The sequence below is a fragment of the Streptomyces sp. DSM 116793 genome (assembly GCF_057320905.1).
The window spans coordinates 5,872,729-5,887,810 of the sequence record NZ_CM170494.1; the positions used below are offsets into that span (position 1 = coordinate 5,872,729).

At 72.3% G+C, this 15,082-nt stretch carries 13 protein-coding genes and 1 pseudogene; 5 read left to right on the forward strand and 9 right to left on the reverse strand.

Features of this window, described 5'->3' with window-relative positions; all coding sequences use genetic code 11:
• Positions 1–179: 179 nt before the first annotated feature.
• Positions 180–857 (forward strand): lytic polysaccharide monooxygenase, encoded by a 678-nt coding sequence (locus ACSMXW_RS23075; RefSeq protein WP_485798974.1) that lies wholly within the window; start codon positions 180–182, stop codon positions 855–857.
• Positions 858–1,154: 297 nt separating this feature from the next.
• Here ACSMXW_RS23075 and ACSMXW_RS23080 read toward each other — a convergent pair whose 3' ends face one another.
• The 4 genes and pseudogenes from ACSMXW_RS23080 to ACSMXW_RS23095 all read right to left on the reverse strand — a co-directional run bounded on the left by ACSMXW_RS23080 (position 1,155) and on the right by ACSMXW_RS23095 (position 5,106).
• Positions 1,155–2,465 carry an MFS transporter gene (locus tag ACSMXW_RS23080; protein WP_485798976.1) on the reverse strand — a complete coding sequence of 437 codons (1,311 nt, stop codon included), beginning with the start codon at positions 2,463–2,465 and terminating at the stop codon, positions 1,155–1,157.
• Between the two features lie 367 nt (positions 2,466–2,832).
• The gene (locus ACSMXW_RS23085) at positions 2,833–3,468 is read right to left on the reverse strand and encodes a Type 1 glutamine amidotransferase-like domain-containing protein (RefSeq protein ID WP_485798978.1); all 636 of its coding nucleotides are present in this window, start codon (positions 3,466–3,468) and stop codon (positions 2,833–2,835) included.
• A gap of 241 nt (positions 3,469–3,709) precedes the next feature.
• Positions 3,710–4,304, reverse strand: a pseudogene (locus ACSMXW_RS23090) (DUF4291 domain-containing protein).
• A 133-nt stretch (positions 4,305–4,437) separates the two neighbouring features.
• The gene (locus ACSMXW_RS23095; protein ID WP_485798980.1) at positions 4,438–5,106 is read right to left on the reverse strand and encodes a TetR/AcrR family transcriptional regulator; all 669 of its coding nucleotides are present in this window, start codon (positions 5,104–5,106) and stop codon (positions 4,438–4,440) included.
• A 139-nt stretch (positions 5,107–5,245) separates the two neighbouring features.
• On the opposite strand from ACSMXW_RS23095, the gene ACSMXW_RS23100 reads away from it, so the two are divergent.
• Together ACSMXW_RS23100 and wrbA are read left to right on the forward strand one after the other, a co-directional pair.
• On the forward strand, positions 5,246–6,121 hold the full coding sequence (locus tag ACSMXW_RS23100) for an MBL fold metallo-hydrolase (protein WP_485798982.1): 876 nt from the start codon (positions 5,246–5,248) through the stop codon (positions 6,119–6,121).
• A 380-nt stretch (positions 6,122–6,501) separates the two neighbouring features.
• A complete protein-coding gene (wrbA, locus tag ACSMXW_RS23105; RefSeq protein ID WP_485798984.1) occupies positions 6,502–7,104 on the forward strand; it encodes an NAD(P)H:quinone oxidoreductase in 603 nt (200 codons plus the stop codon).
• A 373-nt stretch (positions 7,105–7,477) separates the two neighbouring features.
• On the opposite strand, the gene msrA is transcribed toward wrbA, so the two are convergent.
• Complete coding sequence (gene msrA, locus ACSMXW_RS23110) at positions 7,478–8,149, reverse strand: peptide-methionine (S)-S-oxide reductase MsrA (RefSeq protein ID WP_485798986.1); 672 nt, start codon at positions 8,147–8,149, stop codon at positions 7,478–7,480.
• 484 nt (positions 8,150–8,633) lie between these two features.
• Positions 8,634–9,758 (reverse strand): hypothetical protein, encoded by a 1,125-nt coding sequence (locus ACSMXW_RS23115; RefSeq protein ID WP_485798988.1) that lies wholly within the window; start codon positions 9,756–9,758, stop codon positions 8,634–8,636.
• 322 nt (positions 9,759–10,080) lie between these two features.
• On the opposite strand from ACSMXW_RS23115, the gene ACSMXW_RS23120 reads away from it, so the two are divergent.
• Positions 10,081–11,283 carry a cystathionine gamma-synthase gene (locus tag ACSMXW_RS23120; protein WP_485798990.1) on the forward strand — a complete coding sequence of 401 codons (1,203 nt, stop codon included), beginning with the start codon at positions 10,081–10,083 and terminating at the stop codon, positions 11,281–11,283.
• Between the two features lie 372 nt (positions 11,284–11,655).
• Here the strand turns inward: ACSMXW_RS23120 and ACSMXW_RS23125 are convergent, their stop codons facing one another.
• The 3 genes from ACSMXW_RS23125 to ACSMXW_RS23135 all read right to left on the reverse strand — a co-directional run bounded on the left by ACSMXW_RS23125 (position 11,656) and on the right by ACSMXW_RS23135 (position 13,393).
• Positions 11,656–11,907 carry a hypothetical protein gene (locus ACSMXW_RS23125; protein ID WP_485798991.1) on the reverse strand — a complete coding sequence of 84 codons (252 nt, stop codon included), beginning with the start codon at positions 11,905–11,907 and terminating at the stop codon, positions 11,656–11,658.
• 109 nt (positions 11,908–12,016) lie between these two features.
• On the reverse strand, positions 12,017–12,679 hold the full coding sequence (locus tag ACSMXW_RS23130) for a sigma factor-like helix-turn-helix DNA-binding protein (RefSeq protein ID WP_485798993.1): 663 nt from the start codon (positions 12,677–12,679) through the stop codon (positions 12,017–12,019).
• 210 nt (positions 12,680–12,889) lie between these two features.
• The gene (locus ACSMXW_RS23135; RefSeq protein ID WP_485808237.1) at positions 12,890–13,393 is read right to left on the reverse strand and encodes a MarR family winged helix-turn-helix transcriptional regulator; all 504 of its coding nucleotides are present in this window, start codon (positions 13,391–13,393) and stop codon (positions 12,890–12,892) included.
• 351 nt (positions 13,394–13,744) lie between these two features.
• Between ACSMXW_RS23135 and ilvA the strand changes: the two genes are divergently transcribed.
• Positions 13,745–14,974, forward strand: a complete 1,230-nt coding sequence (ilvA, locus tag ACSMXW_RS23140; RefSeq protein WP_485798995.1) for a threonine ammonia-lyase — start codon at positions 13,745–13,747, stop codon at positions 14,972–14,974.
• Positions 14,975–15,082 lie beyond the last annotated feature (108 nt).

The window sequence follows — 15,082 nt, forward strand, 5'->3', positions numbered from 1 at the left end:
TGGCGTCTGCGGCGGGGCTGCCCGGGGCGGTGGCGTCTGCGGTGGGGCGGTGTCGGTCCGGGGGATTCCCCGTCGCGGCCCGGGAATTGGAGCGTTTCAGTCATGTGTCGCCCGGGAAAGCAAGTGGATGGGAGCGCTCCCAGCCCGGACATCCACCCGCCTCCGGACGAGGAGTCGCAGTGTTATCGCTTCGACACGATCGCACCGACGCACGCAGCTGGCCCCTCCGCGCCCTCCTGGCCGTCCTGGCCGCCGCCGCCCTGCTGGCGACGCCCTGGCTCAGCCCGAACGCCTCCGCCCACGGCTCGACGGCGGACCCCGTCTCCCGCAACTACGGCTGCTGGCAGCGCTGGGGCAGCGACTTCCAGAACCCGGCCATGGAGCAGCAGGACCCCATGTGCTGGCAGGCGTGGCAGTACAACACCAACGCCATGTGGAACTGGAACGGTCTGTACCGCGAGGGCACGGGCGGCAACTTCGAGGCCTTCATCCCGGACAACCAGCTGTGCAGCGCCGGCCACACAGGGGACGGCAGATACAACTCCATGGACACCCCGGGCCCGTGGAAGACCTCCCGGATCAGCAGCAACTTCACGGTCGACGTCCTGGACCAGGCACTGCACGGCGCGGACTACCTGCTGGTCTACGTGACCAAGCAGGGGTACAACGCCGAGACGGACGCCCTGGACTGGGGTGATCTGACGCAGGTGGCCAAGACCGGTGCGTACGCGCCCGCCAGTCACTACACGGTCAACGTCAGCGCGCCCGGCCGCACGGGGCACCATGTCGTCTACACGATCTGGAAGGCCTCGCACGCGGACCAGATCTACTTCTTCTGCAGCGACGTCACCTTCTGAGCCGCGGGTGGGGCCGCCTCGCTCCGTGGGGTCGCCTCGCTCCTGGGCAGGCCCGCCCCGTGGACGGGCCTGCCCCGCCCCGCCCGGACGCCTCCCGCGTCCGGGCGGGTCCCGGTGGCCGGCCGGCGGGAGGCTCCGGTCCTCGGCTCCCGGCGTCCGGGCTGCCCCACCCCATACGGTTCGGGCTGCTCAGTCCCGTACAGTTCGGCTGCTCAGCCCCACACGGTCGGCTACCCGATCCCGTACGCGCGGCTCAGCCCCGAACGTACGGCTCCTCAGTCCCGTACGTTCGGCTCCTCAGTCCCGTGCGTTCGGCTTCTCGGTTCCGTGCGTTCGGTCCCGTGTGTCCGGCTTCGGTGCCGTGTCCGGGGGACCGGGGTCCTTGGGCGGTCGTGACTCGGCGGCCGCGACCAGGGTGCTTCTCCGTCGGGTGCCCGTGGTGGCGAACTCCGAGTAGCGCGGAACCCAGCGCAGCAGAGCCGCGGCCGCGACGATGCCCATGCCGCCCATCACGGCGATTCCGGTCGCCAGACTGCCGAGCGCGGCGGCGGCCGACACGACGAGCGGTCCGCCGGCGCTCCCCGAGTCGGCGCACAGCCGCCAGACGCCGAGGAACTGCGAGCGGGTCGCCGGCGGTGCCACGTCGGCGCCGAGGGTCATCAGGATGCCGCTGCCTATGCCGTTGCCGAACCCCATGAGCAGGGCGACGAGGGTCAGCGAGGCCAGTCCGTGCGTGAGCGGCAGGGCGGCCTGGGACAGTCCCAGCACCAGCATGGAGGGCACCGCGATCCACAGCCGGCCGGCCCGGTCCATGACCTTCCCCGAGGGGTAGAAGGTCATGGTGTCGACCAGCCCGGCGATCCCGAAGATGACACTGGTGGACGACGGGCTCTGGCCCAGGTGTTCGGCCCACAGCGGCAGCACCGTCTGCCGCGTGGCCCTGACCGACCCCACCAGGAGGACGGCGAGGCCGAGGGTCAGGAAGACCTTGCGGTGCCGGCGTACGACGGCGCGCACCGAGGCGGGGGCCGCGCCGGCGGCCGGGGCCGTGACCGGCTCGGCGACATCGGGCACGACGACCAGGACGACGAAGGTCGCGACCGTGCACACCAGCGCCAGCCAGTAGATGTCCCGCAGCGGGCGGCCCGTCAGGACGGCGGCACCGATGAAGGGGCCGACGAAGGCCCCGATCCGTGACATCCCGCCGAGCGTGGACAGCGCCCGGGCCCTCAGCCCGGTGGGGACCACCTCCGTGAGGTAGGACTGCCGGGCGAGGACGAACACGGCGTTGGTCGCCCCGGTGGCGGTCACCGCGACGGCGAGCTGCCACACCCGCGTGGCCAGCGCGCACCCGGTCAGCGTCACCATGGCGACGCCCGCGGCGACCATCATCGCCTTGCGGTCACCGAGCCGCGCGGCCAGCGCGCCGGCCGGCACGTCCCCGAGGATCTGGCCCACCCCGAGCAGCGCGAGGACCAGGCCCGCGGCGCCGACCGAGGCCCCGAGCGCCCTGCTGCTGAGCGCGAGCACCGGAGCGAGAGCACCCATCCCCGTCTCGAAGATCAGAGCCGGCAGGAAGACGGCCGGGATCAGGCTCCGGAGCGTCACGGGACGGGAACTCACCTCTGGGCCTCGCTTCGGGGGTACGGCGCCATGGCACGGGGGCTTCGGCGGATCCAAGGCGGTGGAGCCGGCGGTACCGGGGCGGAGCCCCCGCACCATTGAACATCAGCGCGTCTCCGACCCGGCCGGCCCCCGCCTTCTGCTGGGGGCCCGGTGGGCGGTGCAGGAGGCCCTACCTGTGCTGAGGGTGCGAGAGCGACGAGGGCGTCGCCGTCGGCGGCGGAGGCGTCCGCGGGACGGAGCGCGTACCTGTGGCTGCCGGTGTACGGGCTCGGGGCGGCGCGAACGACGATGGCTCGTGGCCTCGGTCGATCTCACGTTGCGGAAGATCGCTGACTCGTCGAGCAGCACCTCAGAGCAGGGTGATGACCGCGCCGTTCCGCGTTATGACTTGTCCGTCCCGAAGGCAGCGGTGTGCCAGACCGGTGTGCGTGAGCCATGCCGCGGCACGCTCTGCTGCCGGAGCCTCCTGGTGGTCTGATCGCCAGTGCGGCACGATGCGGAACGGCACCAGCCCAAGGCCGACGGGCTGTGACTCCGGGGGATAGCCTGCGGGAACGATCGCGGGATCATCCATCAGATCGATGCCACGGAGATCGGGCCCGGCCACACAAGCCCCTGCCGAGTAGCCACCGTAGACGAACGGCGTTGCGTCCACACGCTCTCGAAGGGCCGGGCCGAAGCCAGCGGCGTACATGGCTCGTGCGAGTACGAACGCGTTGCCGCCGAGCGCCCAGACCATGTCGAGGGTGGCCAGTCGAGCAGCCAGGGCGTCCGGGGCAGAGAAGTAGTCTCGAAGATCGAGCTCTTCGCACCGGTATCCCCATGACGCCAAGGTTCCGGCCTCGCGGCCGACATCACGGTCCCGCGAGCCGCCGTACTGGTCGAGTGCATTCAGGATGATGCCTGCCCGGCCGGTGACCGTTGGCGGCAGGACGGTGGGGCGCCGTGCACCGCTGAGCACATACGAACTGAGCAACAATTCCATCGGACACCCCCTGCACCGGGTACCCGGAGATGATCTCCTCGGCAACCGCGCGGCGCATCCCATTTCTGTGCGGCTTGCTTTCAGCACGCCGAACGCAGCAGTCCTTCGCACATCGGCGTGGGGCGTGGAGCGGGCATGCCTTCGTTTCCAGGTATGTCCGAGTGGCGTCGGGTCCGGGTGCGGAAGTGCCCGGTGGCACCCCTCCCGATGCCGACGGGTGGGTGTTCGTGGCCTCCCCCCGTTACGCACACAGGTCGGTCAGCAGTCCGGCTGCGGCGGGGTAGGGGCGCTCCTGCGGTAGCAGCCGGGTCGCGGAGTCCAGGTCGCCGCTTCTTACAAGCGCGTGGATCTCGTGGGCGAGCGGAGTCACGTCCTGTACGGAGACCGTCCACTCGTCCGCATAGCGTCGTACGGCCTCACCGGAGAGGCCGAGTTGCAGGGACCGGTACGGCAGGGGTCGTAGGTTCACGTCCCGCTCGGGGTCCCACTGAACGCGAGCCGGCGCACGCTTCAGCTGACGCTGCCAGGTGGTGCGGTCGGGGTGTACCCCGGGGACGTAGCTTGACAGACACGCGTGTCGCAGCGCCCACTCGAAGCCGTCGCGGGTGATCTCGACGGCCAGCACGCTCTCCTGACCTGCTTTGGTGGCCCAGCCGCAGCGGTACATCATCCACAGGAAGGACGGCTTGATCCATGTCATCCTGTCCCGTTTCCACGTGGCGGGGAAACGGCCCTCGCGGGCGGCGGGCATGCCGAGCTCCGGGGAGTACGCCTGATAGTACGGTGATCGTGGATGTTCCATACGTCGCACGGATCCCGCGTCGCGGTTGGTCCATGGCGTACAGGGTCGGGCCGGTCCGCGCGAGTGGCCACTCATTTTCGGCAGGGAGCGCTCATCTACTCAGGACGTGACTGCCTCGGCGGGCGGGTGGCCGAGCGACGTTCACGCACGGTGACCGCGAGCCGTTGTCAGACCGGGTGCCTCGTGCCCCGCAGGCGGCTCTGGGCCTGATCGAGTTCGCTCGACGGCGCAAGGGCGTGGGCGCCTTCGAGCGCTCCCGCCAGCAACTCCACAATGGCCTCGACCAGCGTCTGTGCCGGGAAGGGGCGTCTGCTGGTCAGCCAGTGCAGGATGAGATCGTCGGCCGCTGCGGCGAACGCGTGCATCGTCAGCCACAGGGCCGGCTCGTCCGCGTGCAGGCCGAGCAGGTGGCAGACCTCTTCGATGCCTTTGCGGCGCGTGGACTCGAACGCCTCCCACGCCGTCCCGGCTGCCGGGGCTCCGCGCAGGATCAGGTGGAGTGCGAGGCCCTCGTTCGCGGCGAGGAAGTCGACGTGGGCGCGGAAGCGGAGTCGGATGCTCTCCGGAAGCGGGGCGGGGGGCACGGAATTGTGCGCTTCGTGCAGTCGGGCGTCGATCTCCCGGACTACTGCGGCATAGAGGCCTGCCTTGCCGTTGAAGTGATGTGAGAGCAACCCCTGGGCAACCCCCGCCGCCTGCGAGATCTGGCTCACGGTGACCTCGGCGAAGGGTCGTTCGGAGAAGGCCGCGAGGGCGGCGTCGAGGAGTTTCCTGCTGGTCTGTTCAGCGGCCTGCTGCCGCCGATTCCCAGGCCTGCCGACCCCGCGATGGCTCACGTCTGCTCCTGCGTCTCGGGGACCGTTGCCAGGCAGCGTATCCCAGGGGCGTAGGCTTGAACGACGTTCATTGAACATTATTCAGCGAGAGAGGTACAGTTCCCGCATACCGAAGGCACCGACCCGGAGGTCCGACCCGATGGACGTGCTACGCATCGGAGACATAGAAATCACCAAGATCGTCGAGCTGGAAGATGTCGGCGGGACCGAGATGATGCTGCCGGCGGCCACCCCGGAGGCCGTGCGGCCGATCCCTTGGCTACGCCCCCACTTCGCCACCGACGACGGCCTGCTCAGGACGAGCATTCATGCCTTCGCCGTGGTGACGCCCACCCGGCGGATCATCGTCGACACCGGCATCGGCAACAACAAGCAGGGGCGGGTCGTCCCCGCCTGGAACGGCATGGACGGCTCGTACCCGCGCGACCTGAAGGCAGCCGGTTTCGCGCCCGAGACCATCGACACCGTGCTGTGCACCCATCTCCACATCGACCACGCCGGATGGGACACCACGTTGGTGGACGGAGTATGGGTACCTACTTTTCCCCGCGCTCGTCACCTGTTCGTCCGCGAGGAGTTCGCCCACGCCAGGGCGGCCGAGGGGCTCGGCACGCCCGAGATCTTCGTGGACTCGGTGCAGCCGCTCGCCGACGCGGGCCTGGTCGATCTCGTCGCCCCCGACGAGCGGATCACCCCCGAGGTGCGGCTGGTATCCACCCCGGGACACACCCCGGGCCACACAAGCATCCTGATCGAGTCACGGGGTGAACGCGCACTCATCACAGGCGACTTCCTCCACCACCCGGTCCAGCTGGCGCACCCCGAGTGGATCTCCGGCGCGGACCATGACCCGGACATGGCGGTGGCGACTCGGCGCAGGATGCTCGACGAACTCGCCCGCACGGACACGATGATGCTCGGCACGCACTTCGCCGGCCCGAGCGCGGGCCGCGTCGTGCCCGACGGGCACGCGTACCGGCTGGAGGTCCTGGAGACCAAGGGTCTCAGCGGCTGACGGCGAGGTCACGGCGTCCGGCCCACGGCAAGGACGGAGCCGATCCGTCGCCCCGCCGCTGCCACCCGTCCGGATCCCCCGGGCCTTCGTAACCGTACGTGACAGGAGCTTGCCCTCGTCCCGCGGGGCGTTCTGCTTGCTCCAGCCGCTTGAGTTCCGCACGTTCCGCGGTGGTGTGCTCCCCGGCAGGCCTTCGCCGCGGTCGTCCACGACTGCCGGTACCAGCCGTGACGGGGCTCCGCGCTGACCCCGCACTCCCGGACGACCCCGGTCACCGTGCGGCCGTGGGGTCCACGAGCGCAATCGCCGGAAGCCCGAACCGGCCGGCCATCCGATCCTGATTGCCGTCCTACGATCACTGCTTGAGAAGGAGCCTGACCATGAGTGCCAAGGTCGCGGTCATCTACTACTCGTCCACGGGCAACGTCCACCGGCTCGCCACGGCGGTCGCCGAAGGCGCCGAGAAGGCCGGCGCCGAGGTCCGGCTGCGCCGGGTCGCCGAGCTCGCCCCGGATGCCGCCATCGACGCCAACCCGGCGTGGCGCCAGCACATCGAGGCCACCAAGGACATCGAGGTCGCCACGCTCGACGACCTGGCCTGGGCCGACGCCTACGCCCTGGGCTCGCCCACCCGCTTCGGCAACATCGCCTCTCAGTTGAAGCAGTTCATCGACACCACCGGCGGCGTGTGGAAGCAGGGCCTCACGGCCAACAAGCCCGCCACCGGCTTCACCAGCGCCGGCAACCGCCACGGCGGAAACGAGTCGACGACGCTCGCCCTCTACAACACGTTCCACCACTGGGGTTCGATCATCGTCTCGCCGGGCTACACCGACCCGGTCGTCTACCCGGCGGGCGGCAACCCGTACGGCACCACCCACCATGGCGCCGGCGCCCCCTCCGAGGAGACCCTGGCCGCCGCCCGCTACCAGGGCGAGCGCCTGGCGACCATCACGGCCCGCCTGCTCGCCGGCACCCGGTAAGGCCCCGAGCCTGCCACACCCCGCCGACCGTACGGGCGACAGCAGCGATGCTCCCGCGCCGGCCGCACGGCCGGCGGTCGCCGCCTCCGGCCCCGGCCGACGCCGCACCACCCCGACGGCCCCGCACCCTGCCGGGGCCGTACGCCTCGTCCGGCACTTTCGGAGAAACCGTCGCCCGTGGGCACCACCGAGGGCGTCAGCCGCTGATCGCGCCCACATGGTGCCCGGGTCCGGTCCGGCACGATGCCGGCCCCCGCCCCACAGTGCCCGACCGCCGTCTGCGTACGCCCCTGCGGCCGACAGGCCGGGCCCCGACGGGACGGCCGGCCCCCGACGGGACGGTCGGAGACACTCGCCGGCACACGGGGACGCGTTACTCCACAGCCTCCGGAGCCGGGGCGATGCCGATCGGGCAGGCCACGCCCGTCCCGCCGATGCCGCAGTAACCCCAGGGGTTCTTGTCGAGGTACTGCTGGTGGTAGGCCTCGGCCGGGTAGAAGGGGCGGCCGTCTGCCGGGAGGAGTTCCGTGGTGATGGTGCCGTGGCCGGAGGCCGTGAGGACCTTCTGGTAGGCCTCTCGGGACGCCTGCGCCGCGGCGGCCTGCTCGGGGGTGTGGGTGTAGATCGCCGAGCGGTACTGGGTGCCCACGTCGTTGCCCTGGCGGAAGCCCTGGGTGGGGTCGTGTGCCTCCCAGAACGTCTTCAGGAGGGTGGCGTACGAGACCTTCTGCGGGTCGTGGACCACGCGCACCGCTTCCGTGTGGCCCGTGAGGCCGGAGCAGACCTCCTCGTACGTGGGGTTCTGCGTCTCGCCGCCCTGGTAGCCCACCAGGGTGGTCCACACGCCCTCCGTCTGCCAGAAGACGCGCTCCGCGCCCCAGAAGCAGCCCAGGCCGAAGTCGGCGATCTCCAGGCCCTCGGGGTACGGGCCCAGCAGCGGAGTGCCGAGGACGGTGTGGCGCTCGGGGACCTGGAACGACGGCTCCGGGCGGCCGCGCAGGGCCTCGCCGGGGGCGGGGAGGACGGGGGTTCGACCGAAGATCATCTCGTCTCCTACGGGAGGGGGCGATTCGTTCAACGTCTCGCCCGTGCCGTGGATTCCCAATGCCGCCGGCGCCCGGGCGCCCGTCCGGCCGCGTCGGGGGCGGGAGCGCCGGGGCGTGCACGGCGGCGTCAGGGGGCGTGCACAGCGTGTCGGTGGTTGTGCGCGGAGTGCGGCTTGCTTGCGGTCCCTGCTGTTCGGTTGGGATACCGGTGTCCCGCGGGCCGCGGCCACAGCGGCCTCGCCAGGGGGTGCGGCCCACGGCCGCCGCGCACCAGGCGGCGCGCGCCGAGCGGCCGGCCCCGGCGAGAGGCGGGCTCGGGCCACGAGCGGCCCCGGGGAACAGGCGGCCCGGACGACAGGCTGCTCCGGGAACAGGCGGCCCTGGGCGACAGGCGGCCCCGGGGAACAGGCGGCCCCGGCGACAGGCTGCTCCGGGACAGACAGCCCGCGACAGCCGCCATCGTCGCCCCTCCGCAGGCCGGGCTCACCCCTGCTGGCGCAACGTGGCCGGATTGCCCCCGTTCGCCTCGTAGCCCGCCACCGCCAGCGCGCGGTAGACCGCGTACTCCGCCGCGGGGTCGGCGGAGAGGGTCCAGGGGAGGGCGCCCACGTGGCCGTCCACGTGGACGAGCTGGTGCATGGCCTCCGCCCAGCGCTCGCCGCGTACCAGGAAGAACAGCAGCATGTGGCGGACGTGGGCGAGCATCGGGTCGTCCGGGAGGGCGGAGTGCACCGCGTAGAGGGCGCCCTCCACGGCCTTGACGACCACCTCGCTCCGGTAGAACTCGCGCACCAGGTTGACCTCGGGGAGGTGCTCGTAGACCGCGAAGAGCGGCAGCGCCGCGAGCAGGGAGCCGCGGGGTGCGCGGGCGGCCGCGGCCTCCGCGAACTGGTACGCGAGTTCGCGCGAGCCGTGCCACTTCTCGCACCAGTAGTGCAGGGCCGCCAGATGCGCCCCCAGGTGGGTGGGCGCGCGGTCCAGGATCTTCAGCCAGAGCTGCTCGAACTCCTCGCGGGGATAGCCCAGTCCACGCGCGATGGACAGCTCGATGATGTACGGGATGGGGTCGCCGGGGGCGAGCAGTGCCGCCGTGCCACAGGCCTCCCTGGCCTCCTCCAGGATGATGCGGTGCTCGTCCGTGCCGGCGGTCGAGGAGCGCCAGGCCTGCTGGACGAGGAACTCCGCGTGCACCGCGGCACCGCCGGCGTCCTTGGGCGACTCGGCCCGCCACACCCGCAGCCACTGCCCCCCGGGACTCTCGCTGACCCCGCCCGGCCGCTGCTGGAGCTCCAGGGCGGCGGCCCCCGCGAAGGCCTGCACGCGCTGCCAGCGGGCCTCGTCCGCCGTCTCCGTGCCGGCCAGCAACTGGCCCGCGGGGCGCCACTCCTGCGTGCGCTGCACCAGGTCGAGCACGTCCATCAGGTCGTCGTCGGGCCCGGGGACGCGGATGTCCAGCTCCTCCTGGCGTACGAAGCCGTAGTTCGCCGGATCGGCCGCGTCCGGGTCGCCCGGATGGGTGAGGCGGATGCCGCCGCCCCTGCGCAGCAGAGCGGGGCCGACGACCGCGCCGAGCAGGACGGCCGCCACCAGGACCCAGAGAATCTCCATGCCCCAAGCGAACCAGACCGGTCCGACAATTGGCCAACCTGTCGCACGTCACCGGCCAACCTGTCGCATGCCACGGGCCAATCTGCCGCACGTCACCGGCCAACCTGTCGCATGCCACGGGCCAATCTGCCGCACGTCACCGGCCAACCTGTCGCATGCCACGGGCCAATCTGCCGCACGTCACCGGCCAACCTGTCGCATGCCACCGGCCAACCTGTCGCACGTCACCGGCGGACCCGTCGCGTGCCACCGGTGAACCCGACACACGCCGGGGTCCCGTCCACGCCGTCGGCCGGCCTTCCGCGGCATTACGCTCGGGCTCATGAGTGACGCGCACACCAGGCACACCACCCACAGCGGCGGCCCGGCCCCCGCCGGCCGGCACACGGGGCACGGCTTCGAGACCGTGGCGATCCACGCGGGCAACGCCCCGGACCCCCTGACCGGCGCCGTGGTCCCCCCGATCCACCAGGTCTCGACGTACAAGCAGGACGGCGTGGGAGGCCTGCGCGGCGGCTACGAGTACAGCCGCAGCGGCAACCCCACCAGGGCCGCCCTGGAGGAGAACCTCGCCGCACTGGAGGGCGGCCGCCGAGGGCTCGCCTTCGCCTCGGGCCTCGCCGCGGAGGACTGCCTGCTGCGGACGCTGCTCAGCCCGGGCGACCACGTCGTGATCCCGGCCGACGCCTATGGGGGGACGTTCCGGCTGTTCTCCAAGGTCGTCACCCGGTGGGGCGTGACCTGGTCGGTGGCCGACACCGGCGACCCCGCCGCGGTGCGCGCGGCGATCACACCGCAGACCAAGGTCGTCTGGGTGGAGACGCCGTCGAACCCGCTGCTCGGGATCACCGACATCGCCGCGGTCGCCGCCGTGGCCCGCACGGCCGGCGTCCGGCTCGTCGTCGACAACACCTTCGCCAGCCCCTACCTCCAGCAGCCGCTCTCCCTGGGGGCGGACGCCGTGGTGCACTCCACCACCAAGTACATGGGCGGCCACTCCGACGTGGTCGGCGGTGCGCTCGTCGTGAACGACGACGCGCTCGGCGACGAGCTGGCCTTCCACCAGAACGCCATGGGCGCGATCGCCGGGCCCTTCGACTCCTGGCTGGTGCTGCGGGGCATCAAGACCCTCGCGGTGCGGATGGACCGGCACAGTGAGAACGCCACGCGGATCGCGGAGATGCTCGGCAGCCACGCGCGCGTTACCAAGGTGCTCTACCCGGGGCTCGCGGACCACCCGGGCCACGAGACCGCCGCCAAGCAGATGAAGGCCTTCGGCGGCATGGTGTCGTTCCGGGTGGACGGCGGCGAGGCGGCGGCCGTGGAGGTCTGCAACCGCGCCAAGGTGTTCACCCTGGGCGAGTCGCTGGGCGGCGTCGAGTCGCTGATCGAGCACCCTGGGCGCATGACCCACGCGTCCGCCGCGGGCTCGGCCCTGGAGGTCCCTGCGGACCTGGTCCGCCTCTCCGTGGGCATCGAGTCCGCGGACGACCTGATCAACGACCTGAAGCAGGCGCTCGGCTGACCGTCACGGGCTCTGGGGAAGTCGCGCACCCTTGGGCGATCGTTCTGCCGAGCGTCCTTGGGCGGTGCTCCGGGGCGTGCGTTCTTGGGCGGTGTCCCGGGGCGTGCGTTCTTGGGCGGTGTCCCGGGGCGTGCGTTCTTGGGCGGTGTCCCGGGGCGTGCGTTCTTGGGAGGTGTCCCGGGGCGTGCTTCCTTTGGCGGCGGTTCCGGGGGGCGCCTCCCTGGCGGTGCTTCCGGAGGGGCGCCACCTTGGGCGCCCGCCGTGGTGCGTCCGCTTGGTCCCCCGCCCGTGGTGCGTCCGCTCGGTCCCCCGGCCCCCGCCCGCGGGGCATCCGCTCGGCCGCCCGCCCGTGGCGCGTCCCCCGGCGGCCGCTCACCACCCACTGACCGTAGGCGTCGTGTCGGCCGGTGGCTGGTCCCAGGGCCGTACGGTCAGCGCCCACACGGTGAACGCCAGGATCGCCGCGCACAGCAGGGCCCACAGCACCCGGCGCACGGCCACTCTGCGGCGCAGGACGCGGCGGCCCCGGCGCAGGGCGTCCGCATAGAGGGCGGACGGTACGAGCGGCGGCGTGCTCTCCAGGAGTTCCCGGACGGCGGCCTCCCTGCGGTCGAACCGGCTCATGGGGCGCCTCCGGGGCCGCGGCGGGCCCGGGCCGTCACGAGCGGGCTGCCGCTGCCCTCGGGCTGCGCCGCGCTCGCCCCGCACCGTGGGACGGACCTCTGGACGAGGGTCACGAGGGCACCGCCTTGGGCAGCGCGGCGGGCCGGTCGGACGGCGGGTGCAGCAGCGTCGAGACGGCGCGCGCGCAGATCGTGTGCACCCGCTCCACGGGGAGGCCGAGCAGCGCCGCCGTCTGCTCCTCGGCCACGCCCTCGTACATCCGCAGGACGAGGACGAGGCGCTGCTGGGGAGTGAGCCGGTGCAGGACCCCCTCGGGCCGCCCGGTCCCGGAGTGCTCCGAGCCGCCATCCGCCGTGCCGCCGTCCACACCGTCCGCGCGGCCCGAACCACCGCCGGTGTCGTCGCCCGGACGCCGGAGCGCCGGCCATCCGTGCCGCAGACCGGACCACACCTGCCGGGGGCCGGATCCCCCCGCGTGCGGCCGTGGCTCCCGGCGGGGCCGGCTCCTGCGGTGGTGCCGGGCGCCGTGTGCGAAGCGCACGGCGAGCTGCTGCCTGGTGCGGTCGTAGGGATCCTCGCCGCGCAGCCCGTCCCAGGTGGCGTAGGTGTGGGCGAGCGCCGAGACGAGCAGGCGCCGCGCGCGCGGGTTGTCGTCGGGGGGCTCAGCGGTGAGGAGCGTGGCGGCATGCAGCAGCCGCCCTGCCGCGCCCGCGACGAACGACTCGAATTCCCGGGCCCGGCGGGCGTCTTTCGACACATGCCGTTGGTGCACCCTGCCTCCCGTCGGCGCGCCGGCCCCGGGTGGGCCGTGCGGTGAGGAAACAGCGATTTCAGGGGAAACCGGTTCTGGGTCTCATATCAGGCCACGCGCGCGCCCAGGTCAAGGGTTCGGCGGCAGGAGGAGCCCGCCAGGGCTCCGTCAGGGGCGCCGTCCGGGCGTCGCGGCGGTGCCGCGGCACCGTCTCCGCCGCCGCGCGGACGCTCAGGAGGCGGGCGCGTCCTCGACCGACGGGGTGCTCTGCCCGGCGGCCTGGCGAGCGGACAGGGCTGTGTTGAAGCGGGTCAGGAGCGCACAGAACTGCCTGCGTTCCTCCGGGTCCCAGTCCTCGGTGAGCTGTGCCATCAGCTCACGGCGCGAGGAGCGGACCTCGTCCAGACGGGCGTGCCCGCGGGGTGACAGCTCCAGGACGACGGCCCGCCCGTCCTCCGGGTGTGAGGTGCGCTTGACGAGACCGGTGTCGACGAGCGGTGCCACCTGCCGGGTGACCGTCGAGGAGTCGATGCCCATGCTCGCGGCGAGCGCCTTGACGCCCATCGGGCCCTCGTTGTCGAGCCGGTTGAGCAGCAGGTAGGCAGCGCGGTCCATGGAGTTGCGGACCTGTCCGACCCCGCCGAGCCGGGTCTGTTCCGCACGGCGCGCGAAGACCGCGACCTGGTGCTGCAGGGAGTCGAGAAGGCCGGTGTCGCCGGCTGTCGTCATGTCCATCGACATTTCCGGTGTTGTGGGCATGGACGGGGCTCACTTCATGGAGGACGTGTGGGTGGGTGGGGACAGGGTACGCGGCCGCGGCCCGCCCCGTACCTGTGGCGCGCAAACCCGCGCGCACTGTGCCTACGGACCGCACCCGGGTGCGTCGTGCGATGGTGCGGTGGTGGGCCGTATGGACCGCACCCGGGTGCGCCGTCCGGCCGTGGCGGTGCGCCGGGTGGGCCGCGCCCGGACGCACCGTGCCGCGGTGCGCGGTGGGGAGCCGGACGCACCGTGCGGCGAGGCCGCGCGAGAGCGTGCAGCCGTGCCGCCTGAGGTGGCGCGTGGTGAGCTGTAAGACTGGCGGGCATGAGCTATAGCACAGCTGATTCCGTGCCGTCGGTGACCCTCGACGACGTGCGTGGCGCCCAGAAGATGCTGGCGGGCGTGGCACGGGTGACCCCGATGGAGGGCAGCAGGCATCTGTCCCGCCTGGTGGGTGCCCCGGTGCACTTCAAGTGCGAGAACCTCCAGCGCACGGGATCCTTCAAGCTCCGCGGCGCCTACGTGCGGATCGCCGGGCTGGTGCCCGAGCAGCGCGCGGCGGGCGTGGTGGCGGCGAGCGCCGGCAACCACGCCCAGGGCGTGGCGCACGCGTCGTCGCTGCTGGGCGTGGGCTCCACCGTCTTCATGCCGGTGGGCGCGCCGCTGCCGAAGGTGGCCGCCACCCGCGAGTACGGCGCGGAGGTCCGGCTGCACGGCCAGGTGGTCGACGAGACGCTGGCCGCGGCCCAGGAGTACGCCGCGGAGACGGGCGCCGTGTTCATCCATCCCTTCGACCACCCGGACATCGTCGCCGGCCAGGGCACGGTGGGCCTGGAGATCCTGGAGCAGTGCCCGGAGGTGCGCACCATCGTGGTGGGCGTCGGCGGCGGCGGGCTCGCCGCGGGCATCGCGGTCGCCGTGAAGACGCTGCGGCCGGACGTGCGGCTGATCGGCGTGCAGGCGGCGGGCGCCGCGGCGTATCCGCCTTCGCTGTCGGCGGGGCGCCCGGTGGCGATCGAGGCGCAGGCGACGATGGCGGACGGCATCAAGGTGGGACGGCCGGGGGACGTGCCGTTCCGGATCATCGAGAACCTGGTCGACGAGGTGCGCACCGTCACCGAGGACGAGCTGTCCCGCGGGCTGCTGCACTGCCTGGAGCGGGCCAAGATGGTCGTCGAGCCGGCCGGCGCCAGCCCGGTGGCCGCGCTGCTGAGCGGCCCGGAGACGTTCGAGGGGCCGGTCGTCGCCCTGCTGTCGGGCGGCAACGTCGACCCACTGCTGATGCAGCGGATCCTGCGGCACGGCATGTCGGCCGCGGGCCGCTACCTCGCGGTACGGCTGCGGCTGACGGACCGCCCCGGCGCCCTCGCGACGCTTCTGGGGGTGTTGTCAGTGGTGGATGCGAATGTGTTGGACGTGAGCCACGTACGGACCGACCCACGGCTCGGGCTCACGGAGGTGGAGGTCGAGCTGCACCTGGAGACGAAGGGCCCGGTGCACTGCGCAGAGGTCCGCGCGGCGCTCCGGGAGGCGGGTTACATGATCATGACGTGACGGCGGACAGCCCGGCGGAGGCCGGCCGGCGTCGGGGAGTCGAGAAAACCCGTTGAGGGACGCGATGTATCGCGTTATGGTGTGAGGACCTCGCCCCCCCCGTGGGCC